At 68.1% G+C, this 20,954-nt stretch carries 18 protein-coding genes and 1 tRNA gene; 11 read left to right on the top strand and 8 right to left on the bottom strand.

Annotation, left to right across the window (positions count from 1 at the left end; genetic code table 11):
* Positions 1-6: 6 nt before the first annotated feature.
* From lipB to ABZW60_RS08395, 4 genes are all read right to left on the bottom strand, one after another.
* Complete coding sequence (lipB, locus tag ABZW60_RS08410) at positions 7-636, bottom strand: lipoyl(octanoyl) transferase LipB (protein WP_355475081.1); 630 nt, start codon at positions 634-636, stop codon at positions 7-9.
* A gap of 4 nt (positions 637-640) precedes the next feature.
* A complete protein-coding gene (locus ABZW60_RS08405) occupies positions 641-2,104 on the bottom strand; it encodes a J domain-containing protein (protein WP_355475080.1) in 1,464 nt (487 codons plus the stop codon).
* A gap of 67 nt (positions 2,105-2,171) precedes the next feature.
* Positions 2,172-2,248, bottom strand: a tRNA-Pro gene (locus ABZW60_RS08400).
* A 24-nt stretch (positions 2,249-2,272) separates the two neighbouring features.
* Positions 2,273-3,217, bottom strand: coding sequence for a metallophosphoesterase (locus ABZW60_RS08395; RefSeq protein WP_355475079.1), 945 nt, complete (start codon positions 3,215-3,217; stop codon positions 2,273-2,275).
* Positions 3,218-3,243: 26 nt separating this feature from the next.
* On the opposite strand from ABZW60_RS08395, the gene ABZW60_RS08390 reads away from it, so the two are divergent.
* The 6 genes from ABZW60_RS08390 to ABZW60_RS08365 all read left to right on the top strand — a co-directional run bounded on the left by ABZW60_RS08390 (position 3,244) and on the right by ABZW60_RS08365 (position 9,777).
* Positions 3,244-3,711, top strand: coding sequence for a GatB/YqeY domain-containing protein (locus tag ABZW60_RS08390; RefSeq protein ID WP_355475078.1), 468 nt, complete (start codon positions 3,244-3,246; stop codon positions 3,709-3,711).
* A 109-nt stretch (positions 3,712-3,820) separates the two neighbouring features.
* Positions 3,821-4,147, top strand: a complete 327-nt coding sequence (locus tag ABZW60_RS08385) for a DUF2690 domain-containing protein (protein ID WP_355475077.1) — start codon at positions 3,821-3,823, stop codon at positions 4,145-4,147.
* A 332-nt stretch (positions 4,148-4,479) separates the two neighbouring features.
* Positions 4,480-8,472 (top strand): hypothetical protein, encoded by a 3,993-nt coding sequence (locus ABZW60_RS08380; protein WP_355475076.1) that lies wholly within the window; start codon positions 4,480-4,482, stop codon positions 8,470-8,472.
* Between the two features lie 2 nt (positions 8,473-8,474).
* On the top strand, positions 8,475-8,783 hold the full coding sequence (locus tag ABZW60_RS08375) for a hypothetical protein (protein WP_355475075.1): 309 nt from the start codon (positions 8,475-8,477) through the stop codon (positions 8,781-8,783).
* 18 nt (positions 8,784-8,801) lie between these two features.
* Positions 8,802-9,227, top strand: coding sequence for a DUF2690 domain-containing protein (locus tag ABZW60_RS08370; RefSeq protein WP_355475074.1), 426 nt, complete (start codon positions 8,802-8,804; stop codon positions 9,225-9,227).
* 100 nt (positions 9,228-9,327) lie between these two features.
* On the top strand, positions 9,328-9,777 hold the full coding sequence (locus tag ABZW60_RS08365) for a DUF2690 domain-containing protein (protein WP_355475073.1): 450 nt from the start codon (positions 9,328-9,330) through the stop codon (positions 9,775-9,777).
* A gap of 67 nt (positions 9,778-9,844) precedes the next feature.
* On the opposite strand, the gene ABZW60_RS08360 is transcribed toward ABZW60_RS08365, so the two are convergent.
* The 4 genes from ABZW60_RS08360 to ABZW60_RS08345 form a co-directional block, all read right to left on the bottom strand.
* On the bottom strand, positions 9,845-12,238 hold the full coding sequence (locus ABZW60_RS08360) for a penicillin-binding protein (protein WP_355475072.1): 2,394 nt from the start codon (positions 12,236-12,238) through the stop codon (positions 9,845-9,847).
* A 132-nt stretch (positions 12,239-12,370) separates the two neighbouring features.
* Positions 12,371-14,722 carry an endopeptidase La gene (lon, locus tag ABZW60_RS08355; protein WP_355475071.1) on the bottom strand — a complete coding sequence of 784 codons (2,352 nt, stop codon included), beginning with the start codon at positions 14,720-14,722 and terminating at the stop codon, positions 12,371-12,373.
* A 218-nt stretch (positions 14,723-14,940) separates the two neighbouring features.
* Complete coding sequence (locus ABZW60_RS08350) at positions 14,941-16,062, bottom strand: ArsA family ATPase (RefSeq protein WP_355475070.1); 1,122 nt, start codon at positions 16,060-16,062, stop codon at positions 14,941-14,943.
* Between the two features lie 109 nt (positions 16,063-16,171).
* Positions 16,172-17,122, bottom strand: a complete 951-nt coding sequence (locus tag ABZW60_RS08345) for an ArsA-related P-loop ATPase (RefSeq protein WP_355475069.1) — start codon at positions 17,120-17,122, stop codon at positions 16,172-16,174.
* Positions 17,123-17,170: 48 nt separating this feature from the next.
* Between ABZW60_RS08345 and ABZW60_RS08340 the strand changes: the two genes are divergently transcribed.
* The 5 genes from ABZW60_RS08340 to ABZW60_RS08320 all read left to right on the top strand — a co-directional run bounded on the left by ABZW60_RS08340 (position 17,171) and on the right by ABZW60_RS08320 (position 20,874).
* Entirely contained in the window at positions 17,171-17,332 is a 162-nt protein-coding gene (locus ABZW60_RS08340) for a hypothetical protein (RefSeq protein WP_355475068.1), read from the top strand.
* A complete protein-coding gene (locus tag ABZW60_RS08335; protein WP_355475067.1) occupies positions 17,329-17,790 on the top strand; it encodes a RidA family protein in 462 nt (153 codons plus the stop codon). The genes ABZW60_RS08340 and ABZW60_RS08335 overlap by 4 nt, the downstream gene beginning before the upstream one ends.
* Before the next feature lie 190 nt (positions 17,791-17,980).
* Positions 17,981-19,030 (top strand): NUDIX hydrolase, encoded by a 1,050-nt coding sequence (locus ABZW60_RS08330; RefSeq protein WP_355475066.1) that lies wholly within the window; start codon positions 17,981-17,983, stop codon positions 19,028-19,030.
* The gene (locus ABZW60_RS08325; RefSeq protein ID WP_355475065.1) at positions 19,027-19,791 is read left to right on the top strand and encodes an MBL fold metallo-hydrolase; all 765 of its coding nucleotides are present in this window, start codon (positions 19,027-19,029) and stop codon (positions 19,789-19,791) included. Before ABZW60_RS08330 ends, ABZW60_RS08325 begins: the two co-directional genes overlap by 4 nt.
* A gap of 141 nt (positions 19,792-19,932) precedes the next feature.
* A complete protein-coding gene (locus tag ABZW60_RS08320; RefSeq protein WP_355475064.1) occupies positions 19,933-20,874 on the top strand; it encodes a type IV toxin-antitoxin system AbiEi family antitoxin domain-containing protein in 942 nt (313 codons plus the stop codon).
* Positions 20,875-20,954: the final 80 nt, after the last annotated feature.

Raw genomic sequence — 20,954 nt, 5'->3', positions numbered from 1 at the left:
CGCAGGCTATCGGGCTCCCAGGCTGCGCGCGACGGCATCGCGCACGTCGGCGTCGCTCGGTGCGGCCGTGCCCTGCTCGGCCGCCAGCTCCGCGAGCGACACCATCGTGACGTCGTGCAGGCCGCAGCTCGTGAACGTGTGAAACACCGTCATGTCCGGGTCCACGTTGATCGAGAACCCGTGACTGGTCACGCCCCGCCGGATCCGCATACCGATCGAGCACAGCTTCCGCCCGTCCGCGGTCCAGACTCCGACGAGGCTGCTCGCGCCCTTCGGGGTGTCCCGCCGTACCAGCGGGAAGCCGAGCGAGCCGAGGGCGTCGATGAGCCCGTTCTCCACCCACCGCACGATGTCGACCGGGCCGCGCTGATGCAGGTCGATCACCAGATAGCCGACCAGTTGACCGGGCCCGTGGTACGTCGCGAAGCCCCCGCGGTCGACCTGCACCGCCGGGATCCCCGCCGTCTCCGCCGGCAGATCGTCGAGCACGGTCCGCGGCCCGTACGTGATCACCGGCGGATGACTCAGCAGAAACAGCCGATCCCCGGCCCGGTGTCCGACCCGCTCCTCGACCCAGCCCCGCATGTCCTTCGCGGCGACGTCGTACTCCACCTCACCGAGATCAACCCGCTGCATACGTTCAGATTAGGCCGTACGGCGCGCGGTGCAGGACGTCGTACAGGAGGTGGCGGTCGAGGATGTTGCCTTCTGGTTGGAGCCAGGTGAGGAGTTCGTCGGCGGCGGACCGGGTGGACAGGCAGGTGACGGCGGTCCCGGTCGTGGGGCGGGTGGTGATGTGGCCGTCGACGGACGGATGGATGACCAGGAAGCCGCGGACCTCGGCTGTGCGGAGCCGGCCGCGCCAGGACGCGACGGCGGCTTCGAGTGCGGACAGCGGGCTGTCGAGCGGCTGGCCGTTGAGTACGAGGGAGCCGTAGGAGTCGAGGGAGTACTCGCCGGGCGGCCCCACCAGCGAGACGATCAGCGCGACGCGGTGGCCGTTGAGCAGCATGTGGTCGACGGCGACCGCGCCCAATTGCGCGCCGTGGACGAGTTTCGCCGCGGGGAGGGCGGTGATCACCGGATCGAGGAGGTTGGCCGTCCGGCGCTGCAGCAGGACGTCGTACGGCGTGATCGGCGCGGCCAGCGCGTCGTCGACGAGGGGTTCTCCGGGACGGCCCCAGAGGTTGAACTCGTAGGCCGCGGTGCGGTCGATCGCGCGGTCGAGTGCGTGGGCCTTGGACCAGCGGCCGGTGAGGATCCGGACGACTACGAGGCCGACGACCATCACGCCGATCAGGACGCGGCCGATCGTGGAGTCGTTGTCCGCTGCGAACGGGAGTGCGGTCAGCACGAGCGCCAGCAGGTAGAACGCGGCGGTGATGACGCCGAGGGTCATGAACAGGCCGCGGAGCGGGACTCGCCGGCTCCAGTGCGGCGGCAGCGCGACGACGATCATGGCCGCGGTGCAGATGCCGAAGGCGACGTCCCAGAAGCCGTGATAGCTGCCGCTGACGAGGACGACGATGTCCAGCACGGCGAAGGCGGCCAGCGCAATGAGCGCAGGAAGGCGCCAGCGGCCGAATGCCGGGCGGACCTGAACAAGGCCTGCGTCAACCGACGGGGCACGCTCGCCGGACGGGTCGGCCGTGCGTGGCTCCGCACTGGCCCACGGCTGATCCGTGGACCACGGCTGCTCATCGGACCACGGCTGCTCATCGGACCACGGCTGCTCACCGGACCGCGGTTGCTGGCCGGACTGGGACTGCTGGCCGGACTGGGAGCGGTTGGTGGACCCGGGCTGGTCGCTGGACCATGGTTGGTCGGTTGACCAGGTCCAGGTCGGCTCTGGTTCGGGGTCCGGGTCGCGGCGCGGAGGAGTCCGGGGTGCTTCGGTCGGGCGGTCGAGGCCGCGGTCGTAGGCGGCGCGTTTGGCCGGGTCGGACAAGGTGTTCCAGGCGTCCTGGACGAGGCGGAAGAGGGCCGCGTTGCCGCCCTGGTCCGGGTGCACCTGACGGACGAGCTTCCGGTACGCGGACTTGATCTCCGCGGTGCTGGCCGTGCGCTCGACGTTCAGCACCTCGTAGTGATCGGCCCTGCCCACCCAAGCACCTCCGCGACACGTCCTAACGCACTGAGGGTCAGTCACCGCAGTGACTGACCCTCAATGGTGGTCGGGCTGACAGGATTTGAACCTGCGACCTCTTCGTCCCGAACGAAGCGCGCTACCAAGCTGCGCCACAGCCCGAATTCGCGAGTAGCTTACATGCCCTCAGCGTGCGGACGAAATCGGGTTGTTCCGCGGGACGAGAGTCAGCAGCGTCGCCTCCGGCCGGCACGCGAATCTGACCGGCGCGTACGGTGACGTACCGAGGCCCGCGGACACGTGCAGGGCCGCCTGCCGACCGCCGTACCCCCACGTGGTCAGGCCCTTCACACGGGACGTGTCGAGGTCGCAGTTCGTCACGAGGGCGCCGTAGAACGGCACGGCGAGCTGGCCGCCGTGCGTGTGGCCGGCGAGCACCAGCGGATAGCCGTCGCCGACGAAGCCGTTCAGGACCCGCTGGTACGGCGCGTGCGTGACCCCGATCGACAGGTCCGCGGTCGGGTCGATCTCGCCCGCGACCTCCTCGTACCGGTCGCGCTTGATGTGCGGGTCGTCGGTACCGGCGAAGTCGAGGCGCAGGCCGTTCACCTTCAGCGTGGCCTTGGCGTTGTTCAGGTCGGTCCAGCCGGCGCCGCTGAACGCGCGGCGCATCTCCTCGTACGGCAGGTCGGGGCCGTGCGGCTTGTGGCGCTGCTTGTGCGCGGGGAGCAGGTACTTGCCGGGGTTCTTGAAATGCGGCTTCCAGTAGTCGTTGGAGCCGAACACGAACACGCCGGGCAGGTCGAGCAGGTCGGCGTACGCACGCAGCAGCGGGGCGACCGAGTGCTCGCTGGAGATGTTGTCGCCGGTGTTGACGATCAGATCGGGCTCGAGCGCCGCCAGGTCGTTGACCCAGCGGATCTTCTTCTCCTGGGCGGGCATCAGATGCAGATCCGACAGGTGCAGCACCCTCAGCGGCGCCGTCCCCTCGGGCAGCACCGGCACGGTGACTTTGCGCAGTGTGAACCAGCGCACCTCGATCGCGGCCGCGTACGCGACACAGGCGGCGCCCACGGCGCCGACCACCGCGGTGGTCTTCAGAGTGGTACCGGCGATCCCGCGCAAGCTCATTTCACCAGCCTGCCACAATCTCAGGTATGTCCAACTCCGGAATGAAGCAGCGCCTGCACGACGACATGACCGCCGCCCTCAAGGCGCGCGACGAGATCCGCAAGTCGACCCTGCGGATGGCGCTCACCGCGATCACCAAGGCGGAGGTGGCCGGCAAGGAGGCCCGCGAGCTCACCGACCCCGAGATCGTCGACGTGCTCGGCTCCGAGGCGAAGAAGCGCCGGGAGTCCGTCGTCGCCTACCGCGAGGCCGGCCGCGCCGAGCTCGCCGACAAGGAACAGGCCGAGGCGGACATCCTCGCCGAGTACCTCCCCGAGCAGCTCACCGAGGACGAGATCAAGACCCTGGTGACCGAGACCATCGCCGCCACCGGCGCCGCCGAACTGGGCCCCCGCGGCATCGGCAAGGTCATGGGCGCCCTCCAGCCCAAGGTCAAGGGCAAGGCCGACGGCGGCGCCGTCTCCGCCGAGGTGAAGCGCCAGCTCGGCGCCTGACAAACCTTTCTGCAACAAGCTGCAATTGTTCGCGAGGGCCTTGCCGGGCCTCCGCGCCGGACCGTACGTTCTCCTTGCTCGATTACTCGGGGTCGACGAGGGGGTGACAATGGGTATCCGGAGGAGCATTTCAAATCTGCTCGCGGCTGGCGTCGCTGTCGCAGCTGTCGCGGTGTTGAACACGGCGCCTGCGTTGGCGGCCCCATGCACCTACGCCGGATGTAATGGCCTGGACCCAGAAACCACCGGTTGCTCGAACGACGCAGTCACCAAGTTGGATCTGCTCACGACGTACGGCGGCTACCGGGCGGAGCTCAGGTGGTCGCCCAGTTGCCACGCATTCTGGACCAGGGTCAGCCCGGCCGCCGCTGAGGGTGTGGAAGGCCAATACGCCTATATTGCTGGCGGGTGTACGACGCGAGCGGAAATCCAGTGACGAAGATCGTATACACGACCGAGTCTGAAAATTCGACGCAAGTAATTTCCTGGACGAAGATGATTTCTCAGGCGTATCCGTGGGAGCGTTTCTGCGCTATTAGCGCCAATGATAGTGGATGCAAAATCACTACCTTATAGTACTTGAGCAGTCTTTCTATCCGCCGCCCCGTAGATGGAAGGCTTTCAATGTTCAACAGGTCGTTTCGGCATGCCCTTCTTGTGATTTTCGCGTTGGTTTCTGGGGCCGTTGCACAAGGCGCCCAACTACCGTCGGCCGAGGCGCATGACAGCTACGGGCAGTCGCCCACCGACACTTCGGGCGGACCATCCGTGGCTCCGGCGAACGGCGCCGACGTCGCGACCGTCAACTCAAGGTGGTGGACAGGTGACGACGTCCTCCTCACCGGACGCAGCCATTCCGATGGCTACACGCTGTACATCGCCTTGGAGAAGGAGAAGTACGTCCTGCGGCCGTTGGCGACCATCCGGCCGGCTGGATACGACGGTGACGACTGGCTCGGCTACACCTGCCTGACCGGTAACCGGCGGTTCGCGGTCGCGACGTTGATGCCGCGGTGGGCGGTCAACGTCCCGCGGCTGCGGGACCGCGGTGCGCTCGCGTACGTCGTGTCGATCGCCGACGGCAAGGTATGGCCGCTGGCGAACGAAGTGGCGTTCAAGTACCACGCCACGAACTGTGGTGCTGGTGCGAAGGTCGCTCTGATGCGAAACCTCGGCGACGACCAGCAGCAGAGCGAAGTGCTGGTCGCGGACGCATCGAGCAGACGTGTCACAAGCCTCGGTGTGGTCAAGCAACAGTTGACCTCGCCGGTGCCGGACGGCTCCACGGCAGTCGCGCTCGGAACGGGTGGAATCCTTGCCCTTCGGCCTGGTGGGAAGGCCGGCCTGCGGACCAGGATCGTCAGCGGTGTCCCCTATCGCTTGGTCGCCCGGGGAACAGGGCAGACCGTCGCTGTACTGCGGGGAAACACGGTCGATGCCTACGCCGTCGAGGGATCCCGGCTCCACCTCGCGGGTTCGGGCACCAAGGATGCCGCGCAGATCTACGCGTCCGAGAACGCGGTTCCGCGGGTGAGCGGCCTGGAGGCTCCGCCGAAGCAGGAGACCGGGACGACCCGGATAGCCCGGCCGAAGCTGACCTCCGGCGACGGCAGCGGTGTGGTCGGCCGTGATCTGGCCGTCGACGCGATCAGCGCTGAAGGCAAAGTGGTGCTCGCGACCACAACGGCCGGGTCTGTCACGCAACGCACCGTCGTACCTGGCGAGGGCGACTCGGAGACGACGCAGGCCACCCCCGCTCCCGAGGAGAAGCGGCTCTTCTCGGCGCAGACCGGAAGGCTGCTGACCGGGCGGTTTCCCGTCGAGTCCGCTGCATCCGTGACGGAGGCGGTGCCGACGACCGTCACCACGACACGGCAGTTCGCGCCGAGCGGCGACTTCACCACTCCGAAGTGCGGTGTGCCTCGCAATGAGCCGACCCGGATGGCCTACGGAGCCAACGACGTGCAGGCAAGTTGGGCTGTTGAGCAGGCGAGTCGCAATTCGCTGCCGACGCGACCCGCGGACTATCTGAAGAGTGGGTTGCCGTCGTACAACCCGAGCAGCGACTTCCGCCTGCAGACGATCAAACCTGCCGGCGGCAACGTTCCACCGGCTGTCTTCAACGGCGTACTCGCGCAGGAGTCGGCCTACCGGCAGGCCTCCCGGCGCACCTTGCCGGGATCCGGTGGCAACTCCGTCATCGGCAACTACTACGGCGCGGGCGGAACGCTCGACGTGATCGACTACACCAAGGCGGACTGCGGCTACGGCATCTCACAGGTCACGTCCGGCATGGCGGCTTCGGAAACCTCCATCACGCCCAACGGCAAGGCCAAGATCGCGATCGACTATGCCGAGAACATCCAGGCCGGTATGAACATCCTGGTCAAGAAGTGGAACCAGTTGCAGGACGCGGGGATCAAGCTGAACAACAGCGACCCGTCTGCGGTGGAGAACTGGTATCTGGCGCTATGGGCGTACAACTCGGGCGTGCAGCCCGACGCGCGCTTCGGAAACACCACAGGCTGTACACCCGGTCCGACCTGCACCGACGAGTTCGGCAACTGGGGCCTTGGTTGGAGCAACAACCCGCGCAACCCTGACTATCCACCGACTCGCACCGTGTTCCTGCGAGCCACCTACGCGGACGCCGAACATCCCTCGGACTGGCCCTATCAGGAGCGGATCATCGGATGGGCCGAGACGCCCATCAAGAACTACAAGGGCGAGGACGCCTACGAACCGGCGGCGCCCGGGACGAACTACCCGTACCCGGCCATCAACACGTTCTGCACGGCGGCGAACTCGTGCGACCCGGCGACTGCGACCGGTTGCACACGCGCGGACTACAGGTGCTGGTGGCACGAGCCGGTGAGTTTCAAGAGCTGCGCGCCGTTGAACCTCTGCACTACGTCGAACTTCACGACGACGGCCGGTGCGCCGGAACCGACAGCCCCGAACCCGTGGGAGCCCGCTTGTGACTCCGAGCTCGGGCCGGATGCGGTCATCGTCGACGACATCCCGGATCCTTCGAAGAACATCTTCTGTCCGAACCGGAACTGGACCAATCAGGGAACCTTCACCTATGAGGTCGGCAAGGACGCCTCAGGGGCACCGTTGGGAATCATCGACTTCCACCAGGCTGCTGTCGGCTTCGGTGCGCACACCTTCTTCACCGGCAACCGGGTGGCGAGCGACACCGCGCACAAGGTGACGGGGACCTGGAGGCCGACCAACCTCACGGGGTCGTACCTGGTGAGGGCCCACATTCCCCGAGCGGGCGCGAGCGTCTCGTCTGCGGTTTACAAGATCACGACCGCCGACGGCAAGGTCGTCGAGAAGGTGATCAACCAGCATGAGCACTTCAACCACTGGAAAACCCTGGGAGCCTTCCAGTTGGACTCCAACGCTCAGGTGCAGTTGACGAACGTCACCCAGGACGACGTCATCGGCGGCGCCGGCACCGTCGCGTTCGACGCAATGGCGTTCATCCCGGTCTTGGGCGTCCCCGTCACCGAGAACATCGACGCCTACGCCTACTTCGATCCTGACACCGACGTCACCACGTCCGGTACGACGTCATGGCTGGCCGGCCCGCTCGGCGGCCCGCAAGCTCTCTACGACTGGGGCGCCGAGAGAGCGCCAGGACTGGTCCGCGACGGAGGTCCCGCGACTCGGCTCATGGGCACGGTGTGGCGCGACGAGAACCTTGCCGCCTACACGAGCCCGGACGCCGACGACGACGGCATGAGCCCGGCAGTCTTGCTGGCCGAGGCGAACAAACTGCAGTACAGGCCGACGATCGCTCAGAAACCACCGGAGTTCGACACGGACGCGGACGCGTACAAGGTACGAACAACTGTGAGGGTCAACTATGTCAGCACCGGCATCGATCAGATCATGGAGGGATCCGCGGATGTCGAGTACGGCCAGCGGGCGGGGAACACTTACATACCGCGACTGATCACCGACTTCTTCGACGCGGTCGCACAGGACTACAGCATCGCCAAGCCGGACCTGAGCTACTCGACCACCAACCTGAACACCTACGACCACCAGATCAGGTCGGTCACACCGAACACGACGTTCTTCCCGGCCCGTGCGTTCAAGCCTGCCGGCCGCGCGCCGCTCCTGGTGAACGAGGCCGGCCAGCCTGGAACGGACTGCATCTTCGCGATCCACACGTTCGGCGGGGTGGACGGCTTCCGGCCCATGTTGGGCGTCGGGTACGTGTCCAGCCGGGTCGAAGCATGGAAGCAGCAGATCAACGATCGCAGCGACATCCCGGCCTCGGTGAAGAACGTCGCGAAAGACATCTACGACGTCTGGTTCGACACGGGAGCGTTCAACGGCGCTCCGCCCGCGTCGGTCTTCAACCAGGCGCCACCGATCTGGCAAGAACTCGCGTTCACCATCTGCGCGAACGGCAAACTGATCGCTCCGCAGTCCCAGGGCCGCGTCCTGCGTGCTTCCTGGATGACTGACCAGTACCTGTACCGCAACGGCGCTGCCGTCGAGAACACCGGCGAATGGCGATACTCACCTGATCCCTTGATGCGCGGCGACTTCGTCAAGTTCAGCCGCATCCCCGACCCCGACAACTGGTGGGACAACCCCTTCGGGGACTGCGACACCGACACCGGCAGATCGGGCAATCCCTGGGGGCTGTTCGCGGGCTTCAACACTCCCGGCGTCGACCCGACGAGTGTTCATTTCTGTATCGACAAGGATCTCGGCGTCGATCCGGACGCCGGCGGCTAGTAATGGCGCTCTGGATCTACATGCTGAGCGTGCCTGTACCGGGTCTCCTGCTGGCCTGTGTACCGGTTCGGCGAGCGCGTTCGCGCGCGCTCGCCGAACCCGGGCTCCGCTGGAAGCACCTGAGCAGGGTGCTGTTGCTCCTCGCGGTTCTGTGCGTATTGGTCATCCTCGCCGTTTCGCTCAGCCAGGACTACCCGAACACGCCGCAGTTCTGGCGAATCGCATGCATCCCAGGTATCGCCTTGGCGGCTGTCCGCCTGACGCTCGAGGCGAAGTATGTGAGGCGGTTCTTCTTCAATCATGTGAGGTGAATGATGCGACTGCTACGAATGTTTCTCGTCGCGGCCCTGATGCTCACCGGGGTATTCGCTCTCGGAGCTCCGAGTGCGTATGCGGTGGGTTGCTATGGAGACACCTGCTACAACAAAGGCCCGGTGGCGATGGGGTGCACGAAGGATCAGCGCCTGATTTCCGATCCGGCCTGGGGTGGCAGTCTGCAGGTGCTGTACTCGCCGGCCTGCCGCGCGGCCTGGGCGGCGTCCGACTGGATGCCGAACTGGAACTGTTTCACCCTGCAGATCGAGCGGGCGCGCAGCAATCTGATCGTCCAGGCGCGGCTGGGCGTCGAGTTCTGCCCCGGGGAGGCGCGCGAGTGGACGAACATGTTCCCGGGCGGCTGGTACTTCCGCGCCGTGGCCAACCGCTCGTCAAGCGGTGGCGGTAGCTCCGACTACACCGCCTGGGTCTTCCGGTGATCTCGCGATTCGACCGCGCTGCCGCCTGGCGGTCGATGAGCCTTGTATCCATGCTCGATCAGACGCGGTCAATGAGGGGACGGCAATGCATATTCGAAGAATGATTTCCACCATGATTGCGGCCGGCGCCGCCGTCACAGCTGTCTCGGTGCTGAACACGGCGCCGGCGCTGGCGGCTCCGTGCACGTACGCGGGATGTAACGGCCTGGATCCGGAAACGACCGGCTGCTCGAACGACGCTGTCACGAAGCTGGACCTGTTGTCGTACTACGGCGGATACATCGCCGAGCTGAGATGGTCCCCGAGCTGTCATGCGTTCTGGACCCGTCTGCGGTACGACTCTTCAACCTCCGGCGGCGACGGGCAGTACGCCTACATTGCGGGCGGCGTGTACGACAGTTCGGGTCATCCAGTCACACAGATCGTCTACACCTCCAATCCCAGAGGTGGACCGCAGTGGACCAAGATGATTTCCCAGGCCTATCCGTGGGAACGGTTCTGCGTCTTCACTTCGGACCACGACGACGGCTGCAAGATCACCACGTTGTGAAGGTCTGCTGTTTTCGCTCGTGAAATGCCGAGGGCCTCGGCCGGAACGGACGAGGCCCTCGATGCTGTCAGCCGTGGCCGCGGCCGCCGCAGTTCGGATACTTCGGGTTCCAGGGCGGGCAGTTCGGATTCAGCGTTTGCGTCGGCGGTTTCGGGGTGTTCGTCGTTCCCGGTTTCGGCGCGTTCTTCTTGCTGCCGTTGGAGACGTAGATCGTCACCAGGGAGCCGGCCGGGGCGCCGTCGCGTTGCCGCGGGTCGGTGTACGCCACGGTGCCGGCGGTCTCCTCGGAGTTGACCGTGCCGGAGGCGATCGCGACCTCGAAGCCGGCCTGGCGCAGCTTGTTCGCGGCGTCCTCCGGGTTCATGCCGTTCACGAACGGCAGGTCCTTCACGTTGCCGCGCTGGATCACGCTGGACGGCGCGACGAACTTCGTCGTCGGGTAGCCCTGCAGGGCGGCCTTCATCGCGGCCTCCCAGATCGGTCCCGCGGTCCCCGAACCGGACGCGTCGTGGATCGGCTTGCCGTTCAAGGTCTGGCCCTGCAGCTCCGTGTACGGCGGAGAGGCGTCGGCCACCGTTGCAGCCGCGGAGAGCTTGCTCGAGTAGCCGGCGTACCAAACGGCCTTGGCTTCGTTGATGGTTCCGGTCTTACCGGCCAGGTCGCTCTTGCCGAACTTCAGCTTGCCGCCGGTGCCTTTCGGCTCCATGACCTGGTGCAGGACCGCGTTCACACCGTCGGCGACCTCCTGTGACAGCGCCTGCTTGCACTGCGCACCGGGGATGCTCACCGACTTGCCGGCCGAGTCCTTGACCGAGGTGATCAGCCACGGCGTGCAGTACATCCCGCGGGCGGCAAAGGCGGCGTACGCGTTGGCCAGCTGCAGCGGGGAGATCTGGTCGATGCCCAGAGTCATCGAGGGGACCTGCTGGAGCGGCTCACTGGACTGGGCCTGGTACATGCCCAAGGCGCTGGCGATCTTGGCGATCGGGCAGAGGCCCGTTCGCTGCGAGAGCTGCAGGAAGTAGGTGTTGGTCGACTTCTGCGCCGCCTCGATCATGGTCGGGACCGGGACGTTCGTCGTCGAGTTCTTCGGCGCGTATCCCTTCTCGACCGGCACGGTGCCGTTGCAGGTACTGAACTTCTGGCCGCCCATCTGCAGTGGGCTCGGCGAGTTGATCTTGTAATTGAGCGGGATGCCCTTCTGGATCGCCGCGGCGATCGTGAACGCCTTCATCGTCGAGCCGTTCTGCCACCCGCCGAACCCGCCCGGATAGGTCTTCGGGACGTTGTAGTTGTACGACGTCTGGCCGCGCTTGCTGCCGTACGTGCGGCTCTGGGCCATCGCCTTCACCAGGCCGGTGCCGGGCTCGACGATCGTGATGGCTGCCACCGCCCGGTCGGTGGTCTGGGAGTGGGTGTCGATCGAGCGCTGCGCGTCGGCCTGGATCTTCGGGTCGAGCGACGTCTTGATGGTCAGGCCGGCGGTCTTGATGTAGCTGGCGCGGTCGGCCGTCGTCTTGCCGAAGGCCGGGTTGTCCTCGAGCAAGGAGACGACGTACTCGCAGTAGAACGGGTATTTGCCGTTGGCGCAGCCCAGCTTGTTCGGGCGGACCTTCAGCGGGTCGATGACCGGGGTCTTCAGGGCTGAGTTGGCCTGGGCGACCGAGATGACGTGCAGCTCGAGCATCCGGCGGATGACCACGTCGCGGCGGTCCTTGGCGCGCTTGGGGTCGTTGGTCGGGTCGTAGCCGGTCGGGTTCTTCACCAGGCCGGCCAGCATCGCGGCCTGCGGCAGCGTCAGCTGGGAGGCGTTCACCGAGAAGTAGTGCTGGGCGGCGGCCTGGATACCCCAGGCGCCGTCGCCGAAGTTGGCGAGGTTGAGGTACTTCTCGAGGATCTCGTTCTTCGAGTACTGCTTCTCGACCGCGATCGCGTACCGCAGCTCGGCGACCTTGCGCTGGTAGGTGTCGGCGGTCGCGGCGGCCACCTCGGCCGGCGTCTTCGCCTTCTCGACCAGGCTGATCTTCACGTACTGCTGGGTGATGCTCGAGCCACCCTGCTGCACCGAGCCGGACGACTGGTTCTGCAGCAGCGCGCGCAGCGTGCCCTTCGCGTCCAGCGCGCCGTGCTCGTAGAAGCGGTCGTCCTCGATCGCGACGATCGCCTTCTGCATGATCGGCGCGACGTCCTTGAGCTTGACCGGGACCCGGTTCTGCTCGGCGAGCGTGGCGATCGGCGTGCCGTCGGCGGCCAGGATGGTGCTCTTCTGCTTCAGCGGCACCTCGTCGAACTGCTGCGGCAGGTCCTGCAATGTGTCGGAAGTCTTCTCCGTGGTGAACCCGGCGAGGCCGGCGAACGGGATCGCGAGACCGGCGGCCAACGCCCCCGACAGCACGCTCACCCCGAGGAACAGAACCACAGATTGGACGACTCCCCGGTCGCCCTTCTCCCTGACGCGCATGGTTGTAAAGACTACGGGATGGCCATTTCGGGTTACCGCTGCGCGTGTGATTTCGGTCACGCCCGCTGGACAAAGTTCATCCGAAAGGACGAGGGCCCGGGCAACTAGCCCGGGCCCTCGTTCGGTACGGCGTTACGCGGCGTACTGGTGGGTCTGCACCTCGGCCGGCTCCAGCGCCAGGTCCAGCACCTCACGGACGTCGCTCACCGGGTGCACGGTCAGCTCCGCGAGCACGGACGCCGGCACGTCCTCCAGGTCCGGCTCGTTCCGCTTCGGGATCAGGATCGTGGTCAGCCCGGCCCGGTGCGCGGCGAGCAGCTTCTGCTTCACGCCACCGATCGGGAGCACCCGGCCGGTCAGCGACACCTCACCGGTCATCGCGACCTCCGAGCGGACCGGCCGCCCGGACAGCAGCGACGCCAGCGCCGTCGTCATCGTCACACCCGCCGACGGTCCGTCCTTCGGGACGGCACCGGCCGGCACGTGGATGTGGGCGTTCCGCTCGGCCAGGTCGCCGACCGGCAGCCCCAGCTCCGCGCCGTGCGAGCGCAGGTACGACAGGGCGATCTGCGCCGACTCCTTCATCACGTCGCCGAGCTGTCCGGTCAGCGTGACCCCGGTCGGGCCGGTCTCCTTGTCGGCCAGCGACGCCTCGACGAAGAGCACGTCACCGCCCGCACCGGTCACCGCCAGCCCGGTCGCCACCCCCGGAAGCGCGGTCCGCTCGGCCGACTCCGGCGTGAACTTCGGCGACCCCAGGTACGCCTTCAGGTTGCCCTCGCCGATCGTCAGGTTGCCGACGTCCTCGCCCAGGGCGAGCTTGGCCGTCACCTTCCGCAGCACGCGGGAGATCGACCGCTCCAGTTGCCGGACGCCGGCCTCCCGGGTGTACTCACCCGCGAGGGTGCGCAGCGCCGAGTCCTCGATCGTCACTTCGTCCGCCGTCAGGCCCGCCCGCTCCAGCTGACGCGGGAGCAGGTGGTCACGGGCGATCGTGACCTTCTCGTCCTCGGTGTACCCGTCCAGCTGCACCAGTTCCATCCGGTCCAGCAGCGGTGCCGGGATGGAGTCCAGCACGTTCGCCGTGGCCAGGAAGACCACGTCGGACAGGTCCAGCTCGACCTCCAGGTAGTGGTCCCGGAAGGTGTGGTTCTGCGCCGGGTCGAGGACCTCCAGCAGCGCGGCCGTCGGGTCGCCCCGGTAGTCCGCACCCACCTTGTCGATCTCGTCCAGCAGCACGACGGGGTTCATCGAACCCGCCTCGGTGATCGCGCGGACGATCCGGCCCGGCAGCGCACCGACGTACGTCCGCCGGTGACCACGGATCTCAGCCTCGTCCCGGACACCACCCAGTGCGACCCGGACGAACTTCCGGCCCATGGCCCGCGCCACGGACTCGCCCAGCGAGGTCTTACCCACACCGGGCGGGCCGACCAGCGCCAGGACGGCGCCACTGCGGCGACCGCCGACGACACCGAGACCACGGTCCGCACGACGACGCCGTACGGCCAGGTACTCCGTGATGCGCTGCTTCACGTCGTCCAGACCGGCGTGGTCCGCGTCCAGCACGGCCCGCGCCTCGCGGATGTCGTAGCTGTCCTCGGTCCGCTCGTTCCACGGCAGCTCGAGGACGGTGTCCAGCCAGGTGCGGATCCAGCCGACCTCGGGGGACTGCTCCGCGGTCCGCTCCAGCTTGTCGACCTCGGTGAGCGCCGCCTTCTTCACGTGCTCGGGCAGATCGGCAGCCTCGACGCGGGCCCGGTAGTCCTCTTCCTCGGACTCGGCCTTGCCGTCCAGCTCGGCCAGCTCCTTGCGGATCGCGGCCATCTGCTGGCGCAGCAGGAACTCCCGCTGCTGCTTCTCCATACCCTCCTGGACGTCCTTCTGGATCGTCTCGGAGACCTCGAGCTCGGCGAGGTGGTCCTTCACCCAGCCGATCAGCTTCTCCAGCCGCTCGGAGACGTTCGCGTTCTCCACCAGCCAGGACTTCTGCTCGGTGGTCAGGTACGACGCGTAGCCGGCCAGGTCGGACAGCTCCGCCGGGTCGTCGACGCCCTTGATGGAGTCGATGACCTGGTAGGCGCCGCGACGCTGCAGCACGGAGGTGGTCAGGGTCTTGTACTCGCGGGCCAGCTCGGCGGAGCGGTTGTCGGTGATCTCGTGCATCACCGTCGCGCCCACCCAGAGCGCGGCACCCGGACCGGTGGTCCCGGCGCCGATCCGGACCCGCTGGGTCCCACGGATCACGGCCGCCTGGGCACCGCCCGGCAGCCGGCCGATCTGCTCGATCTCACCGAGCGTCCCGGCCTTGGCATATTTCCCGTCCAGCCGCGGCACCAGCAGCACCTGGTCCTGCCCAGCGGCCTGCGCGGCATCGATCGCCGCCCGAGCCTCGCTGTCGGCGAGTCGGACCGGCACGACCATCCCCGGCAGGACCACCACGTCGTCCAGCGGCAGAACAGGAAGATTCAACGTATCGGTCACGCTGTCACACCCTTTTCAAGATTGAGTCTGACAGGCTCAACCACAGGTGTAAGCAGGTAATTCCCGGACCCCGGAGCGTTCGCTCACGGTGAACTCGCGCAGACCGGACGCCCACCACTCACCAACCCGGCGAACTCGCTCCGCCAGGCGAGGTTTCACGCTCAGCGCCTGGGCGGTCGCCCTACGTGCGGCCGCTTGGTGAGTGGCGCAGGTCCGCACTAGGCGGTGAGGAGCTCGCCAATCGTTCTCAACCCACCCAGGTCGTGGACGTCGTCGGCGAGGGCGGGGACCTCGACGGTGCGGATCGCGCGGTGGCCGCGGCGGAAGCGGTCGGCTCGCTTGTGGTCGCCGACGACCTGCTGCATCTTGTCCGCGTGCAGCCGCAGGACCGCGGCCGTCAGCGGCGACTTGTCCGCTTCTTCCAGCTTCTCGGCCGCGGCGAGTGACCGCTCGGTCGACAGCTCCGGCGCCTGCGTGTTCGTCACGCGGTTGAGTACGACGCCGGCCAGCGGCATTCCCTCGGCGCGCAGCCGCTCGGCGAAGTACGACGCCTCGCGCAGCGCGTCGTTCTGCGGTGAGGCCACGACCAGGAACGCCGTGTGCGGCTCCCGGAGCAGCGCGACCGTCTGCTCGGCCCGCTGCCGGAATCCGCCGAACAACGTGTCGAACGCGGCCACGAACGTCTGTACGTCGGTCAGCACCTGGGCGCCGAGCACCTTGTTCAGCACCGACATCGCCATGTTGACCCCGGCCGACATCAGCCGGAACGGGCCTCTGGCCGGCGCCAGCAGCAACCGCAGGAACCGGCCCTCCAGCAGCGACGCCAGCCGCTCCGGCGCGTCCAGGAAGTCCAGCGCCGACCGCGACGGGGGAGTGTCCACGACGATCAGGTCCCAGTCGCCGGTGCGCTCGGCCTGCTTGTGCAGCTGCCCGAGCTTCTCCATCGCCATGTACTCCTGCGTTCCCGCGAACGACGAGGAAAGCGCTTGATAGAAGGGATTCGCGAGGATCTGCTCGGCCTTCTCCGGTGTCGCGTGCTGCAGGACGACGTCGTCGAACGTCCGCTTCATGTCCAGCATCATCGCGTCCAGCCGGCCGCCGTTCGCGGCGTTCACGTCGGCGACCGCCCGCGGGGTGTTGTCCAGCTCGGTGAGCCCGAGCGACTGCGCCAGCCGGCGTGCCGGGTCGATCGTGAGTACGACGACTTTCCGCCCACGTTCCGCGGCCCGCAGCCCGAGTGCGGCCGCGGTCGTGGTCTTGCCGACGCCGCCGGCGCCGCACGTGACGACGATCCGCGTCGCCGGATCGTCGATCAGCGCGTCCAGATCAAGCTCGGTCATCGGCGCTGCTCCTCGGATCGGCGGCTCGTCCCCGGAACTCCCCGGCTCGTGCCGGGACCTGCCTGGCTCGTGCCGGAAACCGCCCGGCTCGCGCCCGGAACTCGTCGGCTCATGCCCGGAACTCCTCGGCCAGGTCGAACAGGGCGCCCTGGTCGATGCCGTCGGGCTGCAGCGACAGCTCGGTGACCTTCTTGCCCAGGGCATCGATCCGGTCGCGGTTCTCGCGCTCCAGCCCGACCCGGATCGCGTGGTCGTGCGCCTCGGCAGCCAGCGTCCTGACCAGGTCGGCGCCGATCGTGATCCCGGCCGCCTTCAGGCCCCTGGTCAGCTCGGCGGTGGGCAGTTTCTCCTTCACCGCAAGGGCCAGCGCGTCGTCGTCGAGCGGGCTGTTGCGGACCATGTTGACCACGATCGACCCGATCCGCAGGTCCAGCGCCTCCAGTTGCTCGAACGCGTCGAGCGTCTCCTGGACCGGCATCTCCTCGAGCAGCGTGACCAGGTGGATCCGGGTGATGTCGGAGCGCAGCATGCCCATGATCGCGTCCGCCTGGTTGCGGATCGGCCCGACCTTGGCGAGACCGGCGACCTCGGTGTTCACGTTCAGGAACGGCGCGATCCGCCCGGTCGGCGGGGCGTCCAGGACCACGGCGTCGTACGCCAGCCTGCCGTGCACCTTCCGCCGGGTCGCCTCGTACACCTTGCCGGTGAGCAGGACGTCGCGGAGCCCGGGGGCGATCGTGGTGACGAAGTCGATCGCGCCGACCTTCTCGAGCGCCTTCCCGGCGCGGCCGAGGTGGTAGTACATGTCGAGGTACTCCAGCAGCGCGGCCTCGGCGTCGACGGCCAGCGCGAACACCTCACCGCCGCCGGGGCCCTGCGCGATGCGGCGCTCGACGTACGGCAGGGGCGGTACGTCGAAGAGCTGGGCGAGCCCCTGGCGCCCCTCGACCTCGACGAGCAGCACCCGCTTGCCTTCCTCGGCCAGCGCGAGCGCCATGGCGGCCGCGACCGTGGTCTTCCCGGTGCCGCCCTTGCCGGTCACCACGTGCAGTCGCGCCATAGGTCCCAGGGTAGGACGTGTCCCGCGACACACCGTTAGAGTCCCTCTATGAAGAAGTTCGAGTACTTCACCGCGCCGCTGCTGGTCCACTCGACCAAGGAGATCCTGGACAACTTCGGCCAGGACGGCTGGGAGCTGGTCCAGGTGATCCCGGGCCTGAACCCGGAGAACCTGGTCGCGTACTTCAAGCGGGAGGTCGAGGACAAATGAGCCACCCCGAGGAGAAGCTCGCCGAGCTCGGCCTGAAGCTGCCCGAGGTGGCCAAGCCCGTCGCGGCGTACGTCCCGGCGGTCCGGACCGGTGACCTGGTCTACACGTCCGGCCAGCTGCCGCTGCGCGAGGGCACGCTGATCGCCACCGGCAAGGTCGGCGACGCGGTCACGCCCGAGGTCGCCAGCGAGTGCGCCCAGCAGTGCGCGCTGAACGCGCTGGCCGCGGTCAAGGCGGAGATCGGCGATCTGGCGAACGTGAAGCGGATCGTCAAGGCGGTCGCGTTCATCGCCTCCACGCCCGACTTCACCGGCCAGCCGCAGGTCGCCAACGGCGCCTCCGAGCTGTTCGGCCAGGTCTTCGGCGAGGCAGGCCAGCACGCCCGCAGCGCCGTCGGCGTCCCGGTCCTCCCCCTCGACGCCCCCGTCGAGGTCGAACTGATCGTCGAGGTCAGCTGATCCACCATCACGCCGCCACCCACTCGGCCCCCGCCCTGACGGTTCTGCGCGCCCACCCGGCGTGCCGAACAGCCGGCCCGGCGGCCCGAACTCCCCGCTCCGCGGGCAGGTGCGCCCGCCGTGCGAGCAGGACCACCTGCCGTGCGGGCAGTGCCCGCGGTGCGGGTCGGTGGGGCGGGTAGGACTAGTCATGCGTGACCTGAAGGCACAGTTGCTGACCGGCCGGATGGCCGAGGTAGCCCTCGACTACGCCCGAGGCACCCGGACGCCGACCGAACCCCGGCCGGCGTCCACAGTCATCCTCCTCCGCAACCCACCAACCGCCCCGGAGGCGGCGGCTCCCGCCGCCCACCAGGCGGCCGTGCCGCCCGCCGCCCACGCCGCGGGCGAGCCGTCCGCCGCCCACGCCCCGGCTCCCGCTGCCCACCAGGCGGCCGGGCCGTCCACCGCCCACGCCGCGACCGGGCCGTCCACCGCCCATGCCGCGGCCGGGCGGTCCACCGCCCACCCGGCGGACGCGCGGCTCGCCGCCCACTCGGTGCCTGCGCCGGAGGTCTATCTGCTGCGGCGGCAGCGGACGATGGCGTTTGCTGCTGGGATGACGGTGTTTCCGGGCGGTCGTGTCGACGCGACCGACTCGACCGTGGCGGACTCCTGGTCGGGGCCGTCGCCGGACTGGTTCGGCGAGCGGCTGGGCTGCTCTGCGGAGACTGCGGCGGCGTACGTCGCGGCCGCGGTTCGGGAGACGTTCGAGGAGTCCGGCGTGCTGCTGGCCGGGCCCTCGGCCGACTCAGTGGTCGGCGACACCACCGGCGCCGGCTGGGAGGCCGACCGGGTCGCCCTGGAGACCCGGGAGCTCGGCTTCTCGGAGTTCCTGCACCGGCGCGGTCTCGTGCTCCGGGCGGACCTGCTCGGGCCGTGGGCGCACTGGATCACCCCGGAATTCGAGCCGAAGCGCTACGACACCGCGTTCTTCGTCGCCGCCCTCCCATCGGGGCAGGTCACGCGCGACGTGACGAGCGAGTCCGACCAGGTCACCTGGATCCGCCCGGCGGACGCGGTCGCGGCCGTCGACGCGGGTGAGGTACTGATGCTGCCCCCGACGTACGTCTGCTGCCACGAGCTCTCGCAGTACGACGACGTGGCGGCGATCCTGGACGCGGCCGGCCGGCGGGCGATCCGGGCGATCATGCCCACGGTGCGCGTCGACGGCGACCAGGCCTATCTGGAGACCACATGAAAGTCACCGAGTACGCCACCCTGGTGCGGGCCGACAACCCCGGCCTGATGACACTCGACGGCACCAACACCTGGATCCTGCGCGCGCCGGACGCCGAGCGGTCGGTCGTCGTCGACCCCGGCCCGTTGCTCGAGGACCACCTGCGCGCGGTCCTGGACGAGGCCGGCCCGGTCGCCGTCGTACTGCTGACCCACAAGCACCCGGACCACTCCGAGGGCGCCGCGTGGTTCGCCAACCAGGCCAGTTGCGGCGTCCGCGCCGTGGACCCGGGGTTCAGGATCCCGACGGACCACGCGCACGGCCTGGCGGAGGGTGACGTGATCACCGTCGACGGCCTCCGTGTCGAGGTGCTTCCGACGCCCGGCCACACCCTCGACTCGGTGTGCTTCTGGCTCCCGCAGGACGGCTCGCTGCTCACCGGCGACACCGTCCTCGGCCGCGGTACGTCGGTGGTCGCGCACCCCGACGGTGCCCTGGGCCCCTACCTGGACTCGCTCGAACGCCTACGCGCCTTCGCCAACAGCCCGGCCGACGTACTGCGTCTGCTCCCCGGCCACGGCCCCGTCATCGACGACCCGGCCGGCGTCCTTACTTACTACCTGGACCACCGCCAGGAGCGCCTCGACCAGGTCCGAGCCGCCATCGCCGAGGGTCACACCACCCCCGAGGCCATCGTCGAACACGTCTACGCCGACGTGGACAAAAGCCTCTGGCCCGCCGCCGAACGCTCGGTGCGGGCCCAACTGCACTACCTCCAGTAGGTTGCCCACTGAGTTGGTGCCTCGCCCCCTCCAATTCTCAGCGGGCAACCCTCCAACCGAGTGGATATCCCCTCAGGCGGACTTATCCACAGATGGTGAAGAGTGACGCTGCGAGCCAGGTGGACGGCACATGCTTGACGGGTGAATCCGAAGCTGAAGCTGCTCGCGGCGCAGCAGGGAGGGGTGTACAGCCGTGCGCAGGCCGCGGACTGCGGCTACACCCCGGCACAGGTCCGCGACCGGATCCAGGACGGACGCTGGGAACGGATCCGCTACGGACAGTACGCCGAGGCGGTTGAACTGGACCATCTCCCGCCGTGGGAGCGCGATCTCCTGCGGCATCGCCGCCTGGTCCACGCAGTGATGAACTCCCTGCGACCCGGGTCGGTTGCCGTAAGCCACCAGTCGGCCATCGCCCTGCACGGCGTACCGATATGGGGATCGGATGTCCGGGAGGTGCACGTCAACCGCCTCGACCGGCACCGCGGCGGCCGGATCGCCGGCGTCCGCCATCATCGCGGACGGCTGACCGACGTGGACCTGACCGTGCAGAGCGGTCTGTCCACGACGACGGTCGCACGGGCCTTGTTCGAGACGGCCTGTACGTCGACCTTCGAAGCAGCCGTGGTCAGCGCGGACGCCGTACGGCGTGATCACCGGCTCGACGAGGACGACGTACGGCGATTGCGGCAGGCCACCGAGTTCTGGCCGGGGAGTGCGACGGCCAGGGCGGCCCTGGCTTTCAGCGATCCGCTCTCCGAGTCGGTCGGGGAATCCCGGCTCCGGGTGCTGTTCCACACCCACGCACTGCCGCGACCGGTGCTCCAGGCGGTGATCTCTGATGCAGCCGGGTTCGTCGGCCGAGTCGACTTCTTCTTCTCCGCCGAACGGACGGTGGTCGAGTTCGACGGTTTGCTCAAGTACGGCGACGGCGCGCGTGACACGCTGATCCGCGAGAAGTTGCGGGAGGACCGTCTCCGCGCCCTCGGGCTGCAGGTCGTGCGCGTCACCTGGGCGGATCTCGACGCCCCCGCCCGACCGATCGCCAACATCCGGACCGCCTTCGCGCGCGCCTCTTCGTAGCCCTCGCCTGCTGAGCTGGACGGTTGCCCCCTCAGATTCTCAGGGGGCAACCCCCCACCTGAGGGGATGCCCACTGAGCT

Source organism: Kribbella sp. NPDC003557, from assembly GCF_040610805.1.
Lineage (GTDB): Bacteria > Actinomycetota > Actinomycetes > Propionibacteriales > Kribbellaceae > Kribbella.
This window is presented reverse-complemented; position numbering and strand designations above follow the sequence as displayed.

Bases quoted from the DNA above. Each gene is read 5' to 3' on its own strand.
- lipB (WP_355475081.1), bottom strand. From the start codon at position 636: ATGCAGCGGGTTGATCTCGGTGAGGTGGAGTACGACGTCGCCGCGAAG.
- ABZW60_RS08395 (WP_355475079.1), bottom strand. From the start codon at position 3,217: ATGAGCTTGCGCGGGATCGCCGGTACCACTCTGAAGACCACCGCGGTG.
- ABZW60_RS08390 (WP_355475078.1), top strand. From the start codon at position 3,244: ATGTCCAACTCCGGAATGAAGCAGCGCCTGCACGACGACATGACCGCC.
- ABZW60_RS08385 (WP_355475077.1), top strand. From the start codon at position 3,821: ATGGGTATCCGGAGGAGCATTTCAAATCTGCTCGCGGCTGGCGTCGCT.
- ABZW60_RS08375 (WP_355475075.1), top strand. From the start codon at position 8,475: ATGGCGCTCTGGATCTACATGCTGAGCGTGCCTGTACCGGGTCTCCTG.
- ABZW60_RS08370 (WP_355475074.1), top strand. From the start codon at position 8,802: ATGTTTCTCGTCGCGGCCCTGATGCTCACCGGGGTATTCGCTCTCGGA.
- ABZW60_RS08365 (WP_355475073.1), top strand. From the start codon at position 9,328: ATGATTTCCACCATGATTGCGGCCGGCGCCGCCGTCACAGCTGTCTCG.
- ABZW60_RS08360 (WP_355475072.1), bottom strand. From the start codon at position 12,238: ATGCGCGTCAGGGAGAAGGGCGACCGGGGAGTCGTCCAATCTGTGGTT.
- ABZW60_RS08350 (WP_355475070.1), bottom strand. From the start codon at position 16,062: ATGACCGAGCTTGATCTGGACGCGCTGATCGACGATCCGGCGACGCGG.
- ABZW60_RS08345 (WP_355475069.1), bottom strand. From the start codon at position 17,122: ATGGCGCGACTGCACGTGGTGACCGGCAAGGGCGGCACCGGGAAGACC.
- ABZW60_RS08340 (WP_355475068.1), top strand. From the start codon at position 17,171: ATGAAGAAGTTCGAGTACTTCACCGCGCCGCTGCTGGTCCACTCGACC.
- ABZW60_RS08335 (WP_355475067.1), top strand. From the start codon at position 17,329: ATGAGCCACCCCGAGGAGAAGCTCGCCGAGCTCGGCCTGAAGCTGCCC.
- ABZW60_RS08330 (WP_355475066.1), top strand. From the start codon at position 17,981: ATGCGTGACCTGAAGGCACAGTTGCTGACCGGCCGGATGGCCGAGGTA.
- ABZW60_RS08325 (WP_355475065.1), top strand. From the start codon at position 19,027: ATGAAAGTCACCGAGTACGCCACCCTGGTGCGGGCCGACAACCCCGGC.